Origin of the sequence: Parasalinivibrio latis (assembly GCF_036825535.1) — a bacterium.
In the GTDB taxonomy this organism is placed as follows: Bacteria; Pseudomonadota; Gammaproteobacteria; order Enterobacterales; family Vibrionaceae; genus Parasalinivibrio; species Parasalinivibrio latis.
Genome location: NZ_CP098813.1, coordinates 36,935 through 53,711 on the forward strand (window position 1 = coordinate 36,935; position 16,777 = coordinate 53,711).

Genomic DNA, 16,777 nt, shown 5'->3' on the forward strand with positions numbered 1-16,777 from the left:
AGGGGCATTTTTTTCTAAACGGGTTTATTCCAAATTCACCAGATAGTTGGTTTTGCTCGTTGTCATATAGCCAATTCCAAACTCATTTCCGGTAAAACCCCGGTTAATCAGGTCAGCCAGACCGGCCTTGTTCGCATGAGCACCAAACCAGAGATGAATTGTCCCGTTATTCTCAACAACGGTTGGTCCAATAACCTGACCTGATGCCCAGGAGAGTGTCCCATCCGAATTCCCGCGGTTTAAAATGGGTAAATCCGCTTCCTTAAAATTTCCCGGGCTTTCTTCTACAGCATTCAAAATCGCCACTTGTTGCCACTTGGGGTCTGAGTTTACGTCGTAGGAAGCTAAGTCATAAACTAAATGTACTTTTCCATCCATTTCGAATGCCATCGGCGTTGAATACCCGGCATACCCTTTGCTTTCTCCGTAGCGGGCAGTTGGCGAATGTGCGATGGCTGGTGTAGAGAAAGCCACTCCATCACTGCTTTCAGCCACACCGATTACGTTTTTGGGACCACTGCCACTGCTATCCGGCCCCACTCCACTGAAATAGAGCCATATTTTACCGTCTTTCACCAGTGCCGCCGGTTCTGCCACCGAATAACCGTTCCAATCAGTTGCAGTTGATGATACCCGGATAACAGGCGTGCCGGTCAGCGTCCAGCTTGAACCATCTGCCGACTGGGCATGGACAATTTCCATGGGAGGTGAATGGTTTTCAGGGTATACCGCCGTCAGGTACATATGGTAATTGCTGTTAAAAAAGACGACTGAAGGCGTTTCCAGGCTGGCAAAAGACGTTGATGTTACATCCACTAATGGCAGGGTTGAGGCAAGGTTCCAGGTAACTCCGTCCGTAGAATCAAAACGGAATGGTAAAATCGGCGCCTTAAAGGGCGTTACCGTACTCGTTGTCGCATACATTCGAAAACTGCCTGGAGTTCCGGTGACATGGGGATCTCCCCACAACGCCTGTGCTCTGTGATCGCCAGCGGAAAGAACCGGGAGGCTGTTATTTTGTATATTCCACCCACTTTGTTCTGTAGGTGGAGGAGGCGCAGGTTTCACACTGCTTCCGCTTCCGCCCGACGCTTTCTCTTCACCACACCCTGTCGTTGAGAGAACCGTAGATAACACCAATACAGTCAGTCGTTTCATAATTCCGTTCACAAACGATACCAGCACACCTTATCTGTACCACATTTTCAGACTGGTTAACCTAACAAAAGACGCATAATCAATACAAAATCCTTCCAATTATCAACACGAAAGCATAGCATCCCGATGCGCATCTACTATTAATTTGCCTGTCAATTTTGGTACGTTACCGCGCCAGCGATGGGCAATTAGAACAGCGACGTACTTTTGATTATTGCCGGGTTTCCCCGCTCCACATTCTGGAAAAACTCTATAAAAATGAAAAAACTGTCCATTGTGCTTTCTTCCGCGCTGCTGTCAGCATGTACCATCAACCCCTATGCCCCGGAATGCGACTGCAACACCACTACAGTTCATCCACCGATCACCGAATCCAGGCCGGACAAAAATAAAGAAGCAGCCGAAAAACTCTATAAATACCTCGCAGCACAGGTAAAAAAGCAATGGGGCGACGATGAATACCTGGAGTCGGGGAAACACCGCTACGTCAAATATATTGACGGTTACCGCACCCGCGCCCACATTGATTTTGATGCTGGAAAAATCTACGTCTCTACAGTGTCCCAACACCAACCTAAAGAGAAATTGCAGAAAGCAATCGTCCAAACCCTGTTAATGCCAGCAGATCCACAGCATGCCGAACTTTTTACTGACAAAGAAGTTGTACTTAGAGGGAAACCCTTTTTGCTTGGTCAGGTGGTAGACCATGATGGAAAACCGATTGAGTGGGAATGGCGGGCCAACCGCTTTGCTGATTACTTGATTGAGAACAAATTGCACGCCAAAACCATCAAGCATGGCAAGGCGTACTATGTTCAGATTGATATGGTGAAAGATCACCTTGCCCAGCGGGAATACCAGTATGCCCATTTGGTCAGAGATGCAGCACACCGCTACAACCTGTCAGAAGACTTAATTTATGCCATTATCAAAACAGAAAGCAGTTTTAACCCTTATGCAGTAAGCCACGCAGGTGCCTATGGCCTGATGCAGGTTATCCCGAAGACTGCCGGGGCAGATGTGTTCAACCTTGTGAAGAATCAACCGGGTATCCCCACGAAAGAGTACCTCTTTGATCCCGCGAACAACATAGATACCGGCGCCGCATACCTGCATATCCTGAAAACCCGTTATCTTCGCGATGTGAAAAATCCAAGCTCTCGCCATTTCAGCATGATTTCTGCGTACAACGGTGGAACCGGCGGTGTTCTTGCGACGTTTGATACCGATCGAAAGTTCGCGATGGAAAAGCTTAACCGCCTCAATTCCCGCCAGGTTTATGATGCACTGACAACTAAACACCCAAAGGATGAAGCGCGGCGTTACCTGCAAAAAGTACTCTATTTCCAAAAGGATTTTAACGAGGGAAACAGCTAGCAAATCATGATTTTGAGGCACGGTTTTAAACCGGGTCCGAATCTCAGGCGGCAGAGTTATTGCGGAATACTCATGAGGACGAATTGAAAATAAGCAAGTGCAGAGTGATCTGATATGTAACCCGTTCCGTTGAATGTACACAGATCACATTTTCCTATACCTCACAGTATGTTAATCGCACATTACTGTTTGTTTGCTATGATTATAAATGCGTATATTTTATCTAGAAATCGGGAAAAATCGCACTGCCGCTTTCTGAACACTGGCTAATGATGTTTGCGGCTCAGTTGTACTGAACAAGGAGGCTGTATCAGTATGAACAGTTCGCACCAAACACTGCTGGAGCAGATGCGCATAACAGAGTTCGAAATTTCAACCCGGAAACAACTCCTCAACCTGACTCATGACGATGAGATGTTGCTTGGCAGTTGCAAAGAGAAAATTGAAAACAATCTAAAATCACTAATCGACAAGTTCTACAGTGAACAGACCTCCATGCCAGAAGTTGCCCTGTTAATCGGTGACAGGGATACACTCAGCAAACTGAAAATCACCCAAGAGAAATACATTCGCGACCTTTTTAGTGGTTACTATGATATGGAGTATGTGAACCACAGATTACGTATCGGTCTCGTGCATAAGCGAATCGGGGTGGAACCCAAGCTTTACCTGGCTGCCATACATGCCTTACAAAATCATATCGTCAGTCTTTTTAAGGAAATGATACCAAACACTGAAGAGAGAGAGCCTATATTACGTGCCCTCGAAAAACTGATTCTTTTCGACATCACCCTCGTATTTGACTGTTACATCAAGAGTATGTTGACTGAAATAGAAATTGCTAAAAATAAATCCGAGCAATATGCCTCTTTACTCGAAGAGAAAATTTCTGAACGCACCGCCCAGTTGGAAGAGTTATCACGTACTGATGCACTTACCGGTTTATTAAATGTCCGTCATCTGGAAGAGTCCGTCACAAGAATGTTAAGAGCTGCTGAACGCCGTCGCGAGCCAGTACTTATTGCTTTTATTGATATCGATGATTTCAAAATCATAAACGACTCACACGGCCATCAATATGGAGATGAGGTGATCTGTGCTGTTGCAGAATCCATTAAAGCCGCGTCACGCATCGAAGATGAGTGCTTTCGTTACGGTGGGGATGAATTTTGTGTGCTTATGAGCAACTGCTCAATGAATGCCGTCACCATCTGGCAAGACCGCGTGCTCAAATTCCTTAGCGAGAACATTCAACACGTGAACTTGAGTTTTGGTTTCTCTCAAGCAGGTCCGGAGTCTTATCCTTCAGCGAAGGAAGCACTTATCAATGCGGATAAAGACATGTATAGAACTAAGTCAACAAAGAAACGGTCAAATGGAGTGGTAAGTATCTCTAAGAAAAATGCGGCCAAGTCAAACCATTAAAGTACTTTCCTATACTTTCAATTCATACCTCTTCAAGAGGTACTAATGTTTTTACATAGCATCAGCTAGTTAATACCTTCAATCATTTCCCGGATAACATTAAAATCTTTTCCTTTTTCTATACACTCAACTTGATAAGAGTCCATTTGGCCTTCATCTATTCCAGTGACTGAATCGTCAGTCAAGGCGATGATTTTCAAATCACTATATTTTCCTCTAATGTCTGTTAGCAGGGAGAAGTTCTCTGCACATAATAGGTTGTAGTCAATAATAAGGACATTACAACTATTACTTTCTAGGCGTTTCAGGCAATCGTCTTTATTATGGGCATGAATAGAGATATGGAATTTGTAACCTTCTAATATAGCGGTCAATACTTCACAAAAATGTCTGTCATTATCGACAATTCCAACACATGGGCCACTATGTCTTTCGATTTCTTTTTTATCCCATTCCTCTTTAATTTCTAACATTGCCGGTAACACTTGATCTAACAGGGACACAATGTGTGGGTCAAAATGAGTCCCAGCATCGGCTTTAATCGTATTGACACTCTTTTCAACACTCCAGGGCTCTTTGTACGGACGTTTCATTGTTAACGCATCAAACACATCAGCAATAGCAACAATACGTGCGGATTCTGGAATTTCTTCCCCTGAAAGCCCCCTTGGATATCCTGAACCATCCCATTTTTCATGGTGGTATCGGGCTACTTCAGCCGCAAGTTTGAAAATTGGGGCATGGCTGCGGCTCAATATTTCATACCCAACCTCAGTATGTTGCTTCATATGTTCCCACTCTTCACTTGTCAGCTTTCGTGGGGCCTTTAAAACAGAGTCCAACGTCCCTATCTTACCTGTATCATGCATAGTGGCCGCCAACTCCAACAGGTCAGCCGAGCGGCGTGGCCATCCGGCAGCCAATGCCAGCAGTTTTGAATAAGCCGCCATTCGCCAAATATGAACCCCGGTATCACTGTCATTGTAGTGGCCAGCTTCACCCAACATGTATATAGCTTCACGCTGTACAATCTCAAGTTCTTTCGCCCTGACCAGGGACAGGTGGGTTTTTACTCTCCTTAAAACCAATGGTGCTGAAACTGGCTTTTGAATATAATCCACCCCGCCAACATCAAACCCTTTTTCTTCGTCTTCCTGTTGTCCCATTGCTGTCACAAATATTACTGGAATATGCTCTGTTTCTTGTGATGATTTTAGCGTTTCACAGACTTGATAACCATTCATATCCGGCATCATCACATCCAGTAAAATAAGATCCGGGGAATGTTTTTCTACAGCCTGAAGGGCCTTTTCTCCATTAGGCGCAAAGATTAACTGGTAGTGATCCTTTAATATCTGTTGCAGTAACTTCAAATTATTGGGTTCATCATCAACCAGTAAGATTTTAAACTTGTCGTTCATTATAACTCCTACTCGTCACAGGCTATCAATGCGCTCTACAAGCGCCAATGCTTCTTCTGAGGCACTGTCAAAGTCAAAAGCATCGATATGTCTTTTTATAGAAGACAGTTCTTTCTTATCTATAAATCTTTCCAGGGTCTTAATATGTGGTTCAACAGCGTCAGGGTTTAGTTCATTCAACCCCTCAATTATTTTATTAAGTATTTCCTTTATCTGTTCAGGATCAATTGGCTCAACCTCTTCATGTGTTTCATTTTTTGGCAGTTCCAGTTTCAAGATAGCTTTCGCAGCAATATCCAGTGCTTTATTCATTTCTTTTGTTTTGGCAAGTGCATGCTCAACGTCAGGGATTTTCAATAAGTCATCAACAATTGTCGCCAGTTCAGCTACGTCGGTAATACTTAGATTTCCTGCTAACCCTTTCAGTGCATGAGCTATTGACCTTGGTGGTTCAGGATCGTCGGGGTGGTTTTGCAACAAGTCTTCCAATTCGGCTCCACTGGCAACCCTTTCCTCTGCAAATTTCACCAATGACGTCGCATAAACTAGACTGTCCCCCCAGGTTTTCAGTCCCTTATCAACATCAACAATTCCAGAGAGGTATGAAAAATCTATTTCCTCCTGGACAGATAGTGGTAGTGCCGGCTTCCCAGTATTTTCTTTACCTCTTCCGGCAGGTACCAAGTCTTCCATTGTTGAAAGGAGGACATCAAAATCGATTGGTTTACCCACAAGAGCGTCCATACCCGCATCGAAACATTCTTGTTCGTCTTCCTTCATGACACTGGCAGTCAACGCCACTATCGGAAGGTGGTATTCTGAATCAGCCATCCTTTTACGAATTTCTTTCGATGCTTCCATGCCGTCCAACTCCGGCATTTGTACATCCATCAAGACGATATCAAATTTCTCTGTCACTGCATGGTCAACAGCTTTACGCCCATTATCTGCCCACACTACCGTGTGTCCCTGCTCCTCCAGCCTTAACGTCGCAAGCGTGGCATTGGTTGGTATGTCTTCTGCCAACAATATGTTAAAGCTGCGAGGAGACAGGTAACCGGACTCTACATAACTGCCATCTTCAAACAAACAGTTTTCGATGTTCTCAGAAGGCAAGAGCAATGCTGTGAAATGGAATGTGGTCCCCTTATTGAGCTCACTCTCCGCCCAAATATCCCCGCCCATTAAACCCACTATCTGCTTACTGATCGTGGTGCCCAAGCCTGTTCCGCCAAATTTTCGGTTTGTGCTTGCATCTGCCTGAGAAAAGGCATCAAACACTCTGTCTACCTGCTCGGCTGTCATTCCGATACCGGTATCAATAACGCTGAATTGGATGAGATCTGAGTCTGGCACCGGCTCTACTTGCAATGTCACGCTGCCTGAAGGGGTAAATTTAATGGAATTACCAATGAGATTAATAATTACCTGGCGTAGCCTCGTCGGATCTCCATCAACTCGCGCAGCAATTTCAGGTGACACTTTGCAAACTAACTCCAGATCTTTATCTGCCGCTTTAAGGGATAACGTCCGCAATGTATCCTGCAAGACATTACGCAAATTAAAGCAAACATGTTCAAGCGTAATGCTCCCTGCTTCTATTTTTGAAAAATCCAGAATGTCATTGATAATGTTTAACAGGTTTTTTCCAGAGCTATGGATGGTTACAGCATGTTCTCTTCCTGAGTCAGAGAGATCCTTGTCTTGGAGTAAAATTTCCGAAAACCCGATAATTGCGTTCATCGGGGTGCGTATTTCATGGCTCATATTGGCCAGAAAGTTCGCCTTAACTCTTGCTGCTTCCTCAGCATTGTTTTTGGCAACAATAAGTTCTTTTTCAGCATTTTTCTGCTCAGTGATATCCGCGATAAATGCGACAAAAAGGTGCTTGTTTTCTGATAATTGACTATGACCAACAGCTAAGTGTGCGGGGAAACGTTTTCCATCTTTCTTTAAAGCTTCAACTTCGCGGCCGCGACCGATAATCTTTGCTTCTCTTGTAATAATGTAGTTTTTTATAAAACCATCATGAGTCACACGGTCTATATCAGGCACTAGTTTAGCCACGTTTTGACCAATGATGTCATCAGCACTCCAGCCAAACATTCTTTCAGCTGCCGGATTGAAGATCTTTATTGTTCCGGTTTCATCAATAGTCACAACACCATTGACAGCCGTTTTAACGATGGCCTCTATTTCTGATGTTGCTACAGCAACCATTTCCTGTAAGTTGTCTCTGTGTTTCTGTAATTCAGCTTCGGCTAACTTTCTTTCTGTGATATCACGAACAACGCCCGTAAAGTAACGCTCACTTCCAATGTAAAACTCATTCACGGTTAACTCTAAAGGGAATACATGTCCATCTTTATGCTGAGCCTGCATTTCCCTGGTCGCACCAATCACGTGGTGCTCCCCAGTCTCTTTATATTTTTCTAAAAAACCGTCATGTTTTTCACGGATACCATCAGGCGTAATCATTTTTATGTTTTGCCCTTCAAACTCTCCGCAGAAATAACCAAATATTTTTTCTACCGCTGGGTTTACGCTATGAATAATGCCCTTATCATCAATGGTGAATATGCCATCTTTAACTGTATCCAAAATTGCTGCGCTTTTTGCCATCAGATCCCGCATCATCACACCAGCTTGTTTCCGCTGGGTGATATCCGTGGCAATATATACATGCAACAATTTATCATTTATTTCTGTGTTTCCATAAGCCAGCTGGAGATAAATTTCCTCACCACCGTTACATACACCTATATGTTCATGAAGGTCTAATTCCTGATATTTTGGTATGATTTCGTCAATTTTTAAACCATTTAAGCTTTGTTCGTCATAATTGAAGGTTTCACTGGCTGCAATATTATGATTTTCTATAATCGCTTCATTATTTGTTACTATTATCGGGGTTTTGATTGTATTAAATAAGTTATTATTGAATGTAACTTGTTCATCTAACTCCCGAATGATTGGATTTATCTGATTCGTCACTTTCCTGACAGATAAATATATTAACAGTATTGAAATAATAAGTGCTGCGAGGGAAGCCTTTAGAAAGGGGGTTCTTATTACATTCAGATCATCTTTCAATAAAATCAGGAAATTATGGTCATTAATTATAAGGCTGTCATAAACCAACATCATTCCGTGGGCATCGACAACTCCACGTTCACTGCCTTTCAAGGTAGATGACACCGCTGAAAGCCAGCCAGGAAGTTGATTTAATCCTCCACCAAGCTGATAAGCATCAGAAACCTCTACGCCATTCTCATCATGAAGCATGATAGGGATAAACCTTTCCCCATCTTTTTCAGCCAATACAAATACTGAAGATGCGTTTAAAAGGTTATAGTTTTGGTGAGCACTGACAAGTTGGCTGAGTGTTCCTCCCAGCGCACCGCCCTCATGATCAAATTCACTGTTGATAGCATCAAATCGCCCCACGGCTGAAATCAGCTCTTTCTGTCCGGTCAGTGCCACTCTCTGTAGCTCAACATGCCTTTCAAACGCGGTTTGATATAACACCACTATCGCGGTTATCACTGCCCCAACCACACAAAGGCATATCACTGCTACAAGTGTTAACAGTCTTCGCTTTTCTGAGACTCTCTCGAACATAGCAACCACAATCCATGAGCAACTGGTATAACTATAGTCGAACATTTTGTTTTGGCAGGGAAAATTGACAACGGCAATCGGTCAAATCCAAACAGCTCTGTCCATATACGTATCAAAAATTGACTTCAAATGTCTTGAATTGTCTCTAATGTGGTGCGAATGGCTCAGTTTGGAAGGATGGTCGAATTGATGGCGAGCTAATACAGAAAATGCGGATTGAGAAAACGAGCAACATATAAAAACACAGCCCCGGTGACCAAACCGGGGCGAGTGTTTTTCCTATTGACGCAACGTATTGTACTACCGATGAATTTAGGTAGCCATCCCTGGCAGTTGACGAGCATCAACTCAATCGGGTTTTTGCCTACATAGACATACCCATGTTCGCATTGGCTTTTTTACCAGTCTGGTAATACCAAACGGAAAGCGGAATAAATATAAGATTCATTATGGTTGTAAAGTTAACCCCAAATCCGGCTTCATGCAGTGTCCTAACGGTCTCCCTTGATGCAGACCAATCAATACCACTGGATATCGCATCAAGCAGCAAACCGGTTATAAGGATGGCAATAAACAGTAAGCCAACCATCCATTTGGCAGGTTCTTTTCCATAATATTTGGCATATACACGTGTCATCGGAATTGTCAGTACATCAGCAAGAATAAAGCCCATGACACCACCGAAAGAAATCCCTCCGTGCCAAAGAGCAGCGGCAAGCAACAGGTTCCCTACAGAACAAACATAAGCAATGACCGCAACAAAGATACCTATTACGACATCAAGCAGAGAATGTAACCAGGAAGGCAAACCCAATTGGTTACTGATAAACACCTCACGCCACCAGTCTTGAGGAATAACGGCAATCAGTAATGAAGAGATAACGACACCAATCAGGATCTCTTTGCCAATCATGCTGATGTCCATCTGGAAGTAGCCAGCACTCCTGCAAATTTTCTCTCCCAGTGTCTCTTTTTTCGGAGCAGACATCGACTCACCACAGTGGTCATGCATACTTCCGTGGGACATATGCGCATGTTCCATCTGTCCGTGCTCTGGTTTATCGCTGTGATCCATATGCTCATGTGCCATCCCGTGTCCCATCGACCCGGAATGGTCCATTTCAGGCATGTCACAATGATCACCCATTTCATGCTTCATACCAGAGTGATCCATCCCTGACATCCCGCAACCTTCTTGTGAGGCCGGATTTTCGTCTGCAGATAGTTTTGTCCGTAACGCCTGCTCCTGCTCTTTGGGATAAACCAGATGGAAAAGAGTGGCGACTATCACAATCAACAAAAGCCCACCAGCCACCTCCCCCCAAAGGAACTGCCAGCCCAACAAGGTCACAAGTACGATAAACATTTCAAGAATAAGGTTTGTACTGGAAACCAGAAAAGCCATTGCGTTCGACAAAGTCGCCTTTTTTATCAGTAAGGTACGAGAAAGGCTTGCAGCGGCGTATGAGCAGGAAGATGAAACCATTCCAAGGACTGTTGTCAGTGCGAGGCTTTTGGGTGTGGTCTTTCCTAAATTATCAGCGACAGTATCGACCGGCAGGACGTGGCGTAGAAGGGATGAAAGCATTAGACCGAATGCCAGAGGCCAGTATATCTGCCATACCATACCTGCAAAGGTATTAATGACGTGCATGATGAGCATGCCGCCTTCGTGTTCCATGAGATGCACCTCAGGGTAATATTACCGAAACAGATTCGCCTCGGTACGTTGAGAATGCTTAATACTATGTAACCAAAATAAATTGAGCAAAAATTTGAAACGTCATACCAGAATTGTAATATTTCTCAAAATATCAATATGTTACAACCGAGTTGCGAACGCTATCTGTTGACACTCACACAAAACCACAATTCACCAACACAACGGATGGACGCACCAATTTAATAAAGAACAAAATATCAACCGGTTACGGGCACAGGATATATAACTAATTGTTAAATCAGCCAATAAAATGACAGTTGGTACAAAAATAAAACCGAAAACAAGGTTTTCGGTTTTATTTTAATCTCATCTAGTTTCAGTCCTGATTTTAAAAAACTTTGTGCAATCTCAGCATATCTTTGTGCTGGAGTCCGTTTTCAAATATCGGCCCTTCATAGTTATCTAGAAAAAAATCCGGAATGACACCGGTAACCCGGAATCCATATTTTTGATAAAACTCTAGCTGGTAACCAAAGGTACCTGTACCAAGCTCCATTTTACTTATACCTTTTTGCTGAACATCACAAAGGACAAATTGAAGCAGCCCAGAGCCTATCCCACGATGATGGAGACAAGGGTCTACAGCAATATTGAAGAGCTCGGCGTTCGTCTCCGACGTGGGTTTGACCACACAAACACCCACAATTTCAGTCAACCCACGCACCTCGGATTCAGCCACATAGCCCCAGGCCCCATCCAGATAAGTGCGAATGCACTCCTCAGAAGGGTCAGCTTCCAGCAACAGTTTCATCGGCAGTACTTGAGTTGGAACTTGTTTGAAGTTCATCGGCACCACACTATGCAATATTTGCAGCAAGCTGCTTTAGAAGCTCCGCGGCGGGAATGGACTTGCACCCGGATACGTTCTGCCCGCACCACAATGGGGTAAAGTCATCCCTGCCTGCGCTTTCAAAGCGCTGGCGCAACTGAGTGATTTCTGTCGCTGCGTAAGGGAAAGCCGGGGCAGATTCATTTAAGTACCCTAGTTCAGACATTGCCCGGTTCACAATTCCACGAGCTGGACGGCCAGAGAATAAATTGGTTAACGCTGTATGCCGTGCCCGTTGTTGTTGCAGTGCCTGACGGTGAGTTATACCGGTTGTGGCTTCGTCACAAAGCAAAAATGCGGTTCCAATCTGTACGGCTTCGACGCCAAGTTTCATGGCGGCGGCAACCCCTTCTGCATCCGCAATACCGCCGGCTGCAATCACAGGAACATTAACCGCTTGTGTAATCTGGCGCGCAAGGGAAAACATCCCGATCTGGGTTGAAAGGTCATCGGAAAGAAAAATCCCTCGGTGGCCCCCAGCTTCATAACCCTGGGCGATAATGCCGTCCACACCGTTTTCTTCAAGCCAAACAGCCTCTTCAAGGGTAGTGGCAGAAGAAATGACCCGGCTCCCCCACCCTTTTACCCTCTTCATCAGATCTTTGTCAGGAAGGCCGAAATGAAAGCTGATTATTTCCGGATTAAATGGTTCGATAGCGTCGGCAATCTCGTGGTTGAACGGCATTCTACTGGCAGACTTTACCGGTGGCGGGCATTCAAGACCCAATTCAGCAAAATAGGGTAACAATGTATTTTGCCACCCTAACTGCTTCTCAAGATCGAACTCCGGCATTTTATGACAGAAAAAATTGAGGTTAAAAGGTTTGTCAGTGGCTAATCTTACCGCACGGATTTCGATCTCAATCTGCTCAACATTCAGCATGCCACACGGAACAGACCCCAATCCACCCGCTTCACAGACTGCAATGGCCAGACGGCTGTCCTGAGAACCGGCCATCGGTGATTGAATGATGGGCAAGCGTGTCCCGGTAATAGTGTTCAACCCGTTATTTGACTTCTCTGTCATTTTCTCAGTCCTTCCCAGTGCGATATTACAGCCAGCGTCTCACCCGCATTTTATAGTCATCATAATCATTGAATAATCCGGAAAGATAACGCTCCTCCGGCTTAATTTGGAATTGCGTCATATAAAGGACAAACCCTGCGGCAACAGGAATACCCGCCCAAGTAAGCCAATAGACTGATGCAGCCAAAATGATAAACACAAAACCCACATACATCGGGTTACGGGAGAACTTGTAAATACCAGAGGTAACCAGTGCAGATGATTCTGTTTTCAGCATTGGGTTCACCGTTGTCTGTGCCCGCCGGAATTCAAATACACCCGAGAAGATGAAAACCGCACTGATCACAAGGCACAACAGCGCCAATAAATCCGCAGCAGGGAACACCAATCCAAAGGGTTCTAAACCTGATAAGCCGTAAGTAAACACACAGGCGATAAACAGCAGTGCCAGAGGGGGGATTTTGAGTTCAAGAAAAGACATTGTGTCTCCCGATAAATAGGTTCCTTTGGGCTCAATAATATACGGCGCATAGGGTTGTTGTCCCGAAACGCCTTTGATTCAAAATGTTACATCCATTGTCTTAATACAAAAAACACCACAAAACTGATGATTACCGTCAGAAGGACATTGCGGGTAAACCATGCGAGCGAACCGGCGACAAGCGCTGACAGCAAATACGGGTTGTCTGTTGACAGAGCCAACTCTCCGTCCTGGATAAAAACAATCGGAGCCCACAGGGCTGTCATCACTGCCGGGCCAGAGAAAGACAGCAAGCTCCTCGCTCTGGCAGAAAGTCTTATCGGCAGCCTCGGCTCCAGGAATACATATCGGCTGGTGAAGATAATGGCAGTCATAACGAAGATAGTTAACCAAATCATTCTGCTTTCTCCGTTATCTGTTGAACGAAATAGCCAGTAAACATGGCCACGATAGTGGCAATCATCAACCCACCGCTGATTCCAGCTTTTTCCAACCACACTGATAAAACCAGAGCTGTTACCACAGTGGCTAACGCCGCTTTGTTCTTAATACTTGGGACGACAATGGCGATGAAAGTCGCCGCAATCGCAAATTCCAGACCCAACTGGTCAAGGTCAGGAATAAGCTCACCGGCTGCAATACCGGCAAAACTGGCGAGGTTCCAGCACAGGTAAAACCAGAACCCAGCTCCCAACGCATACCAGCGATTGAACTGCTCAGGCGATTGATTAGCCGTCAGGGCAAACAGCTCATCCGTCAGTAAAAAGCCCAGTCCATATCGCCACCGGCCGGGTAAGGCGCCTATCCGGTCACGCATTGAAATGCTGTAAAGGAGATGACGAAGGGTAATAATGATTGTCGTAACAACAACGGTCCAGAATCCGGCATCAATTTTAAATAACCCGGATGCCGCCAATTGCGCCGCTCCGGCAAACACAACCGCGGACATAGCCTGCGCCTGAAATGGATCAAGCCCAGCCTCTATAGCAAAAGAGCCGGCCAACAGCCCCCAAGGTAGCACCGCCACACAAAGCGGAGACACATCCATCATCCCTTTTCGAATCTGGCGGCGTTGTTCAGCCCTGGTCAACACTCCCCCCGGAAGTGCCACGGTTTGTTCCTGCATCGTTTTATCCTTATTCTTCATCGGTTATCCATTCCAATTTATTCAGACAGGAAACGTACTAATTGTACTTAATTGCGCTTTTTTATTTACCTCTGGTCCCCTTGGCAAACTGTCCGGGAGTCACACCCATCGCCTTCTTAAAATGGCGGTGAAAATGGCTTTGATCATGGAAGCCACATTCCTGAGCAGCGTCAGAAAGTTGCATCCCATTGGCAATGAGTTTTTTTGCCAACCGTAGCCGGGTTTGGATTTGATAGGCGTGCGGTGCCAAGCCAAATGTACTCTGGAAAGAACGCAGTAAGTGATAGGGGCTAAGCGAGGCGAGATTAGCCAGATCAGTCAGGGATACACTAGCCTGTGGAAAATCATCCAAAAATTCCTTTACAAGATTAAGTTGCCCGAATGATTTGCCCAGCTCTTTTGGAGCTTCACGAGTCTTTGCATGCCGGGCCATTAACTTAACAAGCACAGCGTAGAGCAATGTTTCCCGCAATAATGGGTTCTCGGATGTTTCGAGCGTAGCAAATACCAAACGCATTTGTGCAGCCAGTTCGGGATCGTAGACAACTGGCTGTGGAAAATACGGAGCACCGTTTATACGGCCAGTCATACCCGCCTGCAGTTCCCGGCTAATCTGTTCAAATTGTTCGGGTAACGGGTACATGGCTTTGTAGGACCACCCTCCTTCAGATGCAGAATGGCCGCTATGTACCTCATCGGCGTTAACCAGGATAATGGTATCTTTCGGTGCAACGTGATTTCCTCCGGTACGGTAAAACTCCTGCGCCCCTCGCTCGATCACACCAACGGTATATCCCTCATGGCTGTGACGAGAGAAAGTCTGCCGTTCAAAGGAGGCATCCAGTACTTCCAATCCGCCCAGTTCTTCCGCGACTTTGTACGTAGCAGATTCCTTGCGTGAAGATCCCAATACTGCACCTTCCGAGAGGATCTTTGCATCATCGTTACCGGTTTCCCTGTTGCCTGAATTTGCCGCCATGTACTTTGCACATCCGTCGCACCACCATACGTCATATTACATATCACACCGCGTTCGTGGTTTGTACAAAATTGCGGTATACACCGGCGCGGATTGCGTTGACATTCATAACCTGCCCCATGGAATGATTAAAAAACACTTAAAACAAGGAATGAAAGATGCCCGTAGTAACCATTCAACAATCCCCCGGCCGGACAAAGGATCAAAAAGCCCTATTGGTTAAAAGAATTACCGAAGCCTTTGAAGAATGTTACGGCGTGCAGCCTGAAGCGGTTACGGTTTTTTTGCAGAATTTCGATGAAGAACACTGGGGAAGAGGCGGACAGTTGAACGCAGACAAGGCAACATAACGTCCTCTAATTAAATGTGACTTTTTAGACCTCGGCTGACAGTTTTGTGTAAATTTTATACAGTGTTAGTTGAGGTCTAAAAAGTCACAAATTAAAGAAAAAGCCGGGTAATTTTCACCCGGCTTTTCATCATTGATTCCTGTATTAAAAATCAGTCATCAAACCTGTCTTCAATAAACGCCACTGGCGGCAAGAAATAGTTAGCACCTGTTTTTGCTTCCACAAAATCCAACAAGCGATCGTAATGACCGTGTTCGTCAGCTGTAATCATCTGTGTCAGCGAGGTTTCCAGAACGCTTGGCGTTTCTGCAAAACCTATAAACATCGTACCGTGCTCCATGGCATTACCGTAAGGGCGATTCTGGCGAAGCATTTTCACTTCTTCGCCATCTATTTCCACTTTGCTCTTTGCATTGTGTGCCCAGGCAGGTTTGTTTTCATCATCCAGCTCGATATTGTCCATTTTGGTACGGCCAATCACCTTTTCCTGATGTTCAGCGGTCTGCTGATCCCACAGCCCCTGACGATCAACATAGCGCTGCACCGTCAGGTAACTGCCACCTCGGTTGGCCCCCTCTTTCACAAGCACCGCTTCAACACGCTCATTGGCTACCGGGTTTTCTGTACCATCAACAAAATCAATCATGTCGCGGTTATCAAGGTATTTGAAACCTTGGATATCCTCAACCAAATCTGCAATTTGGGACAGTGCTTTTGCCGCATGTTTTGCTGCCTGGAAGTTGAGGTCCATACGCTCTGACTTAATCATCAGGAAGATATCACCGGCAGTAGACGGAAATTCACGACGGCCGTTTTTCATGGCTGGGAACGTATGGAGTTCTTCCGGCAAAACAACATCCGGAAACAGGATCGGCCATGCGTTGGCGGAAAAACCCATAGAAACAGTTAAATTGGATGTCAGGTCTTTTTGAAGAATAGATTTTCCGATTCCTGGTAGCTCACTCAGGGCACAATTGATTTCTTCCAGGTCAAACCACTGGTCCTTCAGGACAAATGTCAGGTATTCAACATAGGTGGTCGGGTTTGACAACACACCAGGTTGTGCCAATGCAGCGAGTTCTTTCATAGCAATTCCAACTGATTTACTTATTCATTTTATTTGTACGACAAATATACGCTCTTAAGTATGAGTTGCAACACTCGTGACTCTATTTCCTTGCCGCCAGATCGGACTGGCACGCCTTGTTGCGTCAAGGGATCAAAGCTGTGTGTCAATTG

At 45.1% G+C, this 16,777-nt stretch carries 14 protein-coding genes; 3 read left to right on the plus strand and 11 right to left on the minus strand.

The window, feature by feature from the left end:
- Window positions 1-24: 24 nt before the first annotated feature.
- Window positions 25-1,158: a hypothetical protein gene (locus NF212_RS17400; protein WP_434361890.1), complete on the minus strand. Its 1,134-nt coding sequence runs from the start codon at window positions 1,156-1,158 to the stop codon at window positions 25-27.
- Between the two features lie 258 nt (window positions 1,159-1,416).
- Between NF212_RS17400 and mltC the strand changes: the two genes are divergently transcribed.
- Both mltC and NF212_RS17410 read left to right on the plus strand, forming a co-directional pair.
- Window positions 1,417-2,535 (plus strand): membrane-bound lytic murein transglycosylase MltC, encoded by a 1,119-nt coding sequence (gene mltC, locus NF212_RS17405; RefSeq protein ID WP_434361892.1) that lies wholly within the window; start codon window positions 1,417-1,419, stop codon window positions 2,533-2,535.
- A 315-nt stretch (window positions 2,536-2,850) separates the two neighbouring features.
- Window positions 2,851-3,960 (plus strand): GGDEF domain-containing protein, encoded by a 1,110-nt coding sequence (locus tag NF212_RS17410; protein ID WP_434361893.1) that lies wholly within the window; start codon window positions 2,851-2,853, stop codon window positions 3,958-3,960.
- 65 nt (window positions 3,961-4,025) lie between these two features.
- On the opposite strand, the gene NF212_RS17415 is transcribed toward NF212_RS17410, so the two are convergent.
- The 9 genes from NF212_RS17415 to NF212_RS17455 form a co-directional block, all read right to left on the minus strand.
- Window positions 4,026-5,381: a response regulator gene (locus tag NF212_RS17415; protein WP_434361894.1), complete on the minus strand. Its 1,356-nt coding sequence runs from the start codon at window positions 5,379-5,381 to the stop codon at window positions 4,026-4,028.
- Between the two features lie 15 nt (window positions 5,382-5,396).
- On the minus strand, window positions 5,397-8,864 hold the full coding sequence (locus NF212_RS17420; RefSeq protein ID WP_434361896.1) for a PAS domain S-box protein: 3,468 nt from the start codon (window positions 8,862-8,864) through the stop codon (window positions 5,397-5,399).
- 502 nt (window positions 8,865-9,366) lie between these two features.
- Window positions 9,367-10,683, minus strand: coding sequence for a permease (locus NF212_RS17425; RefSeq protein WP_434361897.1), 1,317 nt, complete (start codon window positions 10,681-10,683; stop codon window positions 9,367-9,369).
- Window positions 10,684-11,053: 370 nt separating this feature from the next.
- The gene (locus tag NF212_RS17430; protein WP_434361899.1) at window positions 11,054-11,512 is read right to left on the minus strand and encodes a GNAT family N-acetyltransferase; all 459 of its coding nucleotides are present in this window, start codon (window positions 11,510-11,512) and stop codon (window positions 11,054-11,056) included.
- 10 nt (window positions 11,513-11,522) lie between these two features.
- Window positions 11,523-12,581 (minus strand): NAD(P)H-dependent flavin oxidoreductase, encoded by a 1,059-nt coding sequence (locus NF212_RS17435; RefSeq protein ID WP_434361900.1) that lies wholly within the window; start codon window positions 12,579-12,581, stop codon window positions 11,523-11,525.
- Between the two features lie 25 nt (window positions 12,582-12,606).
- Window positions 12,607-13,062 carry a methyltransferase family protein gene (locus tag NF212_RS17440; RefSeq protein ID WP_434361901.1) on the minus strand — a complete coding sequence of 152 codons (456 nt, stop codon included), beginning with the start codon at window positions 13,060-13,062 and terminating at the stop codon, window positions 12,607-12,609.
- 86 nt (window positions 13,063-13,148) lie between these two features.
- Window positions 13,149-13,460: an AzlD domain-containing protein gene (locus NF212_RS17445; protein WP_434361903.1), complete on the minus strand. Its 312-nt coding sequence runs from the start codon at window positions 13,458-13,460 to the stop codon at window positions 13,149-13,151.
- Window positions 13,457-14,113 (minus strand): AzlC family ABC transporter permease, encoded by a 657-nt coding sequence (locus NF212_RS17450; RefSeq protein ID WP_434363006.1) that lies wholly within the window; start codon window positions 14,111-14,113, stop codon window positions 13,457-13,459. The genes NF212_RS17445 and NF212_RS17450 overlap by 4 nt, the downstream gene beginning before the upstream one ends.
- 157 nt (window positions 14,114-14,270) lie before the next feature.
- Window positions 14,271-15,119, minus strand: coding sequence for an AraC family transcriptional regulator (locus NF212_RS17455; protein WP_434363008.1), 849 nt, complete (start codon window positions 15,117-15,119; stop codon window positions 14,271-14,273).
- A 227-nt stretch (window positions 15,120-15,346) separates the two neighbouring features.
- Here NF212_RS17455 and NF212_RS17460 point away from each other — a divergent pair, with 227 nt between their 5' ends.
- Window positions 15,347-15,538, plus strand: coding sequence for a tautomerase family protein (locus NF212_RS17460; RefSeq protein WP_434361904.1), 192 nt, complete (start codon window positions 15,347-15,349; stop codon window positions 15,536-15,538).
- A 151-nt stretch (window positions 15,539-15,689) separates the two neighbouring features.
- On the opposite strand, the gene NF212_RS17465 is transcribed toward NF212_RS17460, so the two are convergent.
- Window positions 15,690-16,625, minus strand: coding sequence for a Dyp-type peroxidase (locus NF212_RS17465; RefSeq protein WP_434361905.1), 936 nt, complete (start codon window positions 16,623-16,625; stop codon window positions 15,690-15,692).
- Window positions 16,626-16,777: the final 152 nt, after the last annotated feature.

Bases quoted from the DNA above. Each gene is read 5' to 3' on its own strand.
- NF212_RS17450 (WP_434363006.1), bottom strand. From the start codon at position 14,113: ATGATGGATGTGTCTCCGCTTTGTGTGGCGGTGCTACCTTGGGGGCTG.
- NF212_RS17410 (WP_434361893.1), top strand. From the start codon at position 2,851: ATGAACAGTTCGCACCAAACACTGCTGGAGCAGATGCGCATAACAGAG.
- mltC (WP_434361892.1), top strand. From the start codon at position 1,417: ATGAAAAAACTGTCCATTGTGCTTTCTTCCGCGCTGCTGTCAGCATGT.
- NF212_RS17425 (WP_434361897.1), bottom strand. From the start codon at position 10,683: ATGGAACACGAAGGCGGCATGCTCATCATGCACGTCATTAATACCTTT.
- NF212_RS17430 (WP_434361899.1), bottom strand. From the start codon at position 11,512: ATGAACTTCAAACAAGTTCCAACTCAAGTACTGCCGATGAAACTGTTG.
- NF212_RS17465 (WP_434361905.1), bottom strand. From the start codon at position 16,625: ATGAAAGAACTCGCTGCATTGGCACAACCTGGTGTGTTGTCAAACCCG.
- NF212_RS17440 (WP_434361901.1), bottom strand. From the start codon at position 13,062: ATGTCTTTTCTTGAACTCAAAATCCCCCCTCTGGCACTGCTGTTTATC.
- NF212_RS17435 (WP_434361900.1), bottom strand. From the start codon at position 12,581: ATGACAGAGAAGTCAAATAACGGGTTGAACACTATTACCGGGACACGC.
- NF212_RS17415 (WP_434361894.1), bottom strand. From the start codon at position 5,381: ATGAACGACAAGTTTAAAATCTTACTGGTTGATGATGAACCCAATAAT.
- NF212_RS17460 (WP_434361904.1), top strand. From the start codon at position 15,347: ATGCCCGTAGTAACCATTCAACAATCCCCCGGCCGGACAAAGGATCAA.
- NF212_RS17445 (WP_434361903.1), bottom strand. From the start codon at position 13,460: ATGATTTGGTTAACTATCTTCGTTATGACTGCCATTATCTTCACCAGC.
- NF212_RS17400 (WP_434361890.1), bottom strand. From the start codon at position 1,158: ATGAAACGACTGACTGTATTGGTGTTATCTACGGTTCTCTCAACGACA.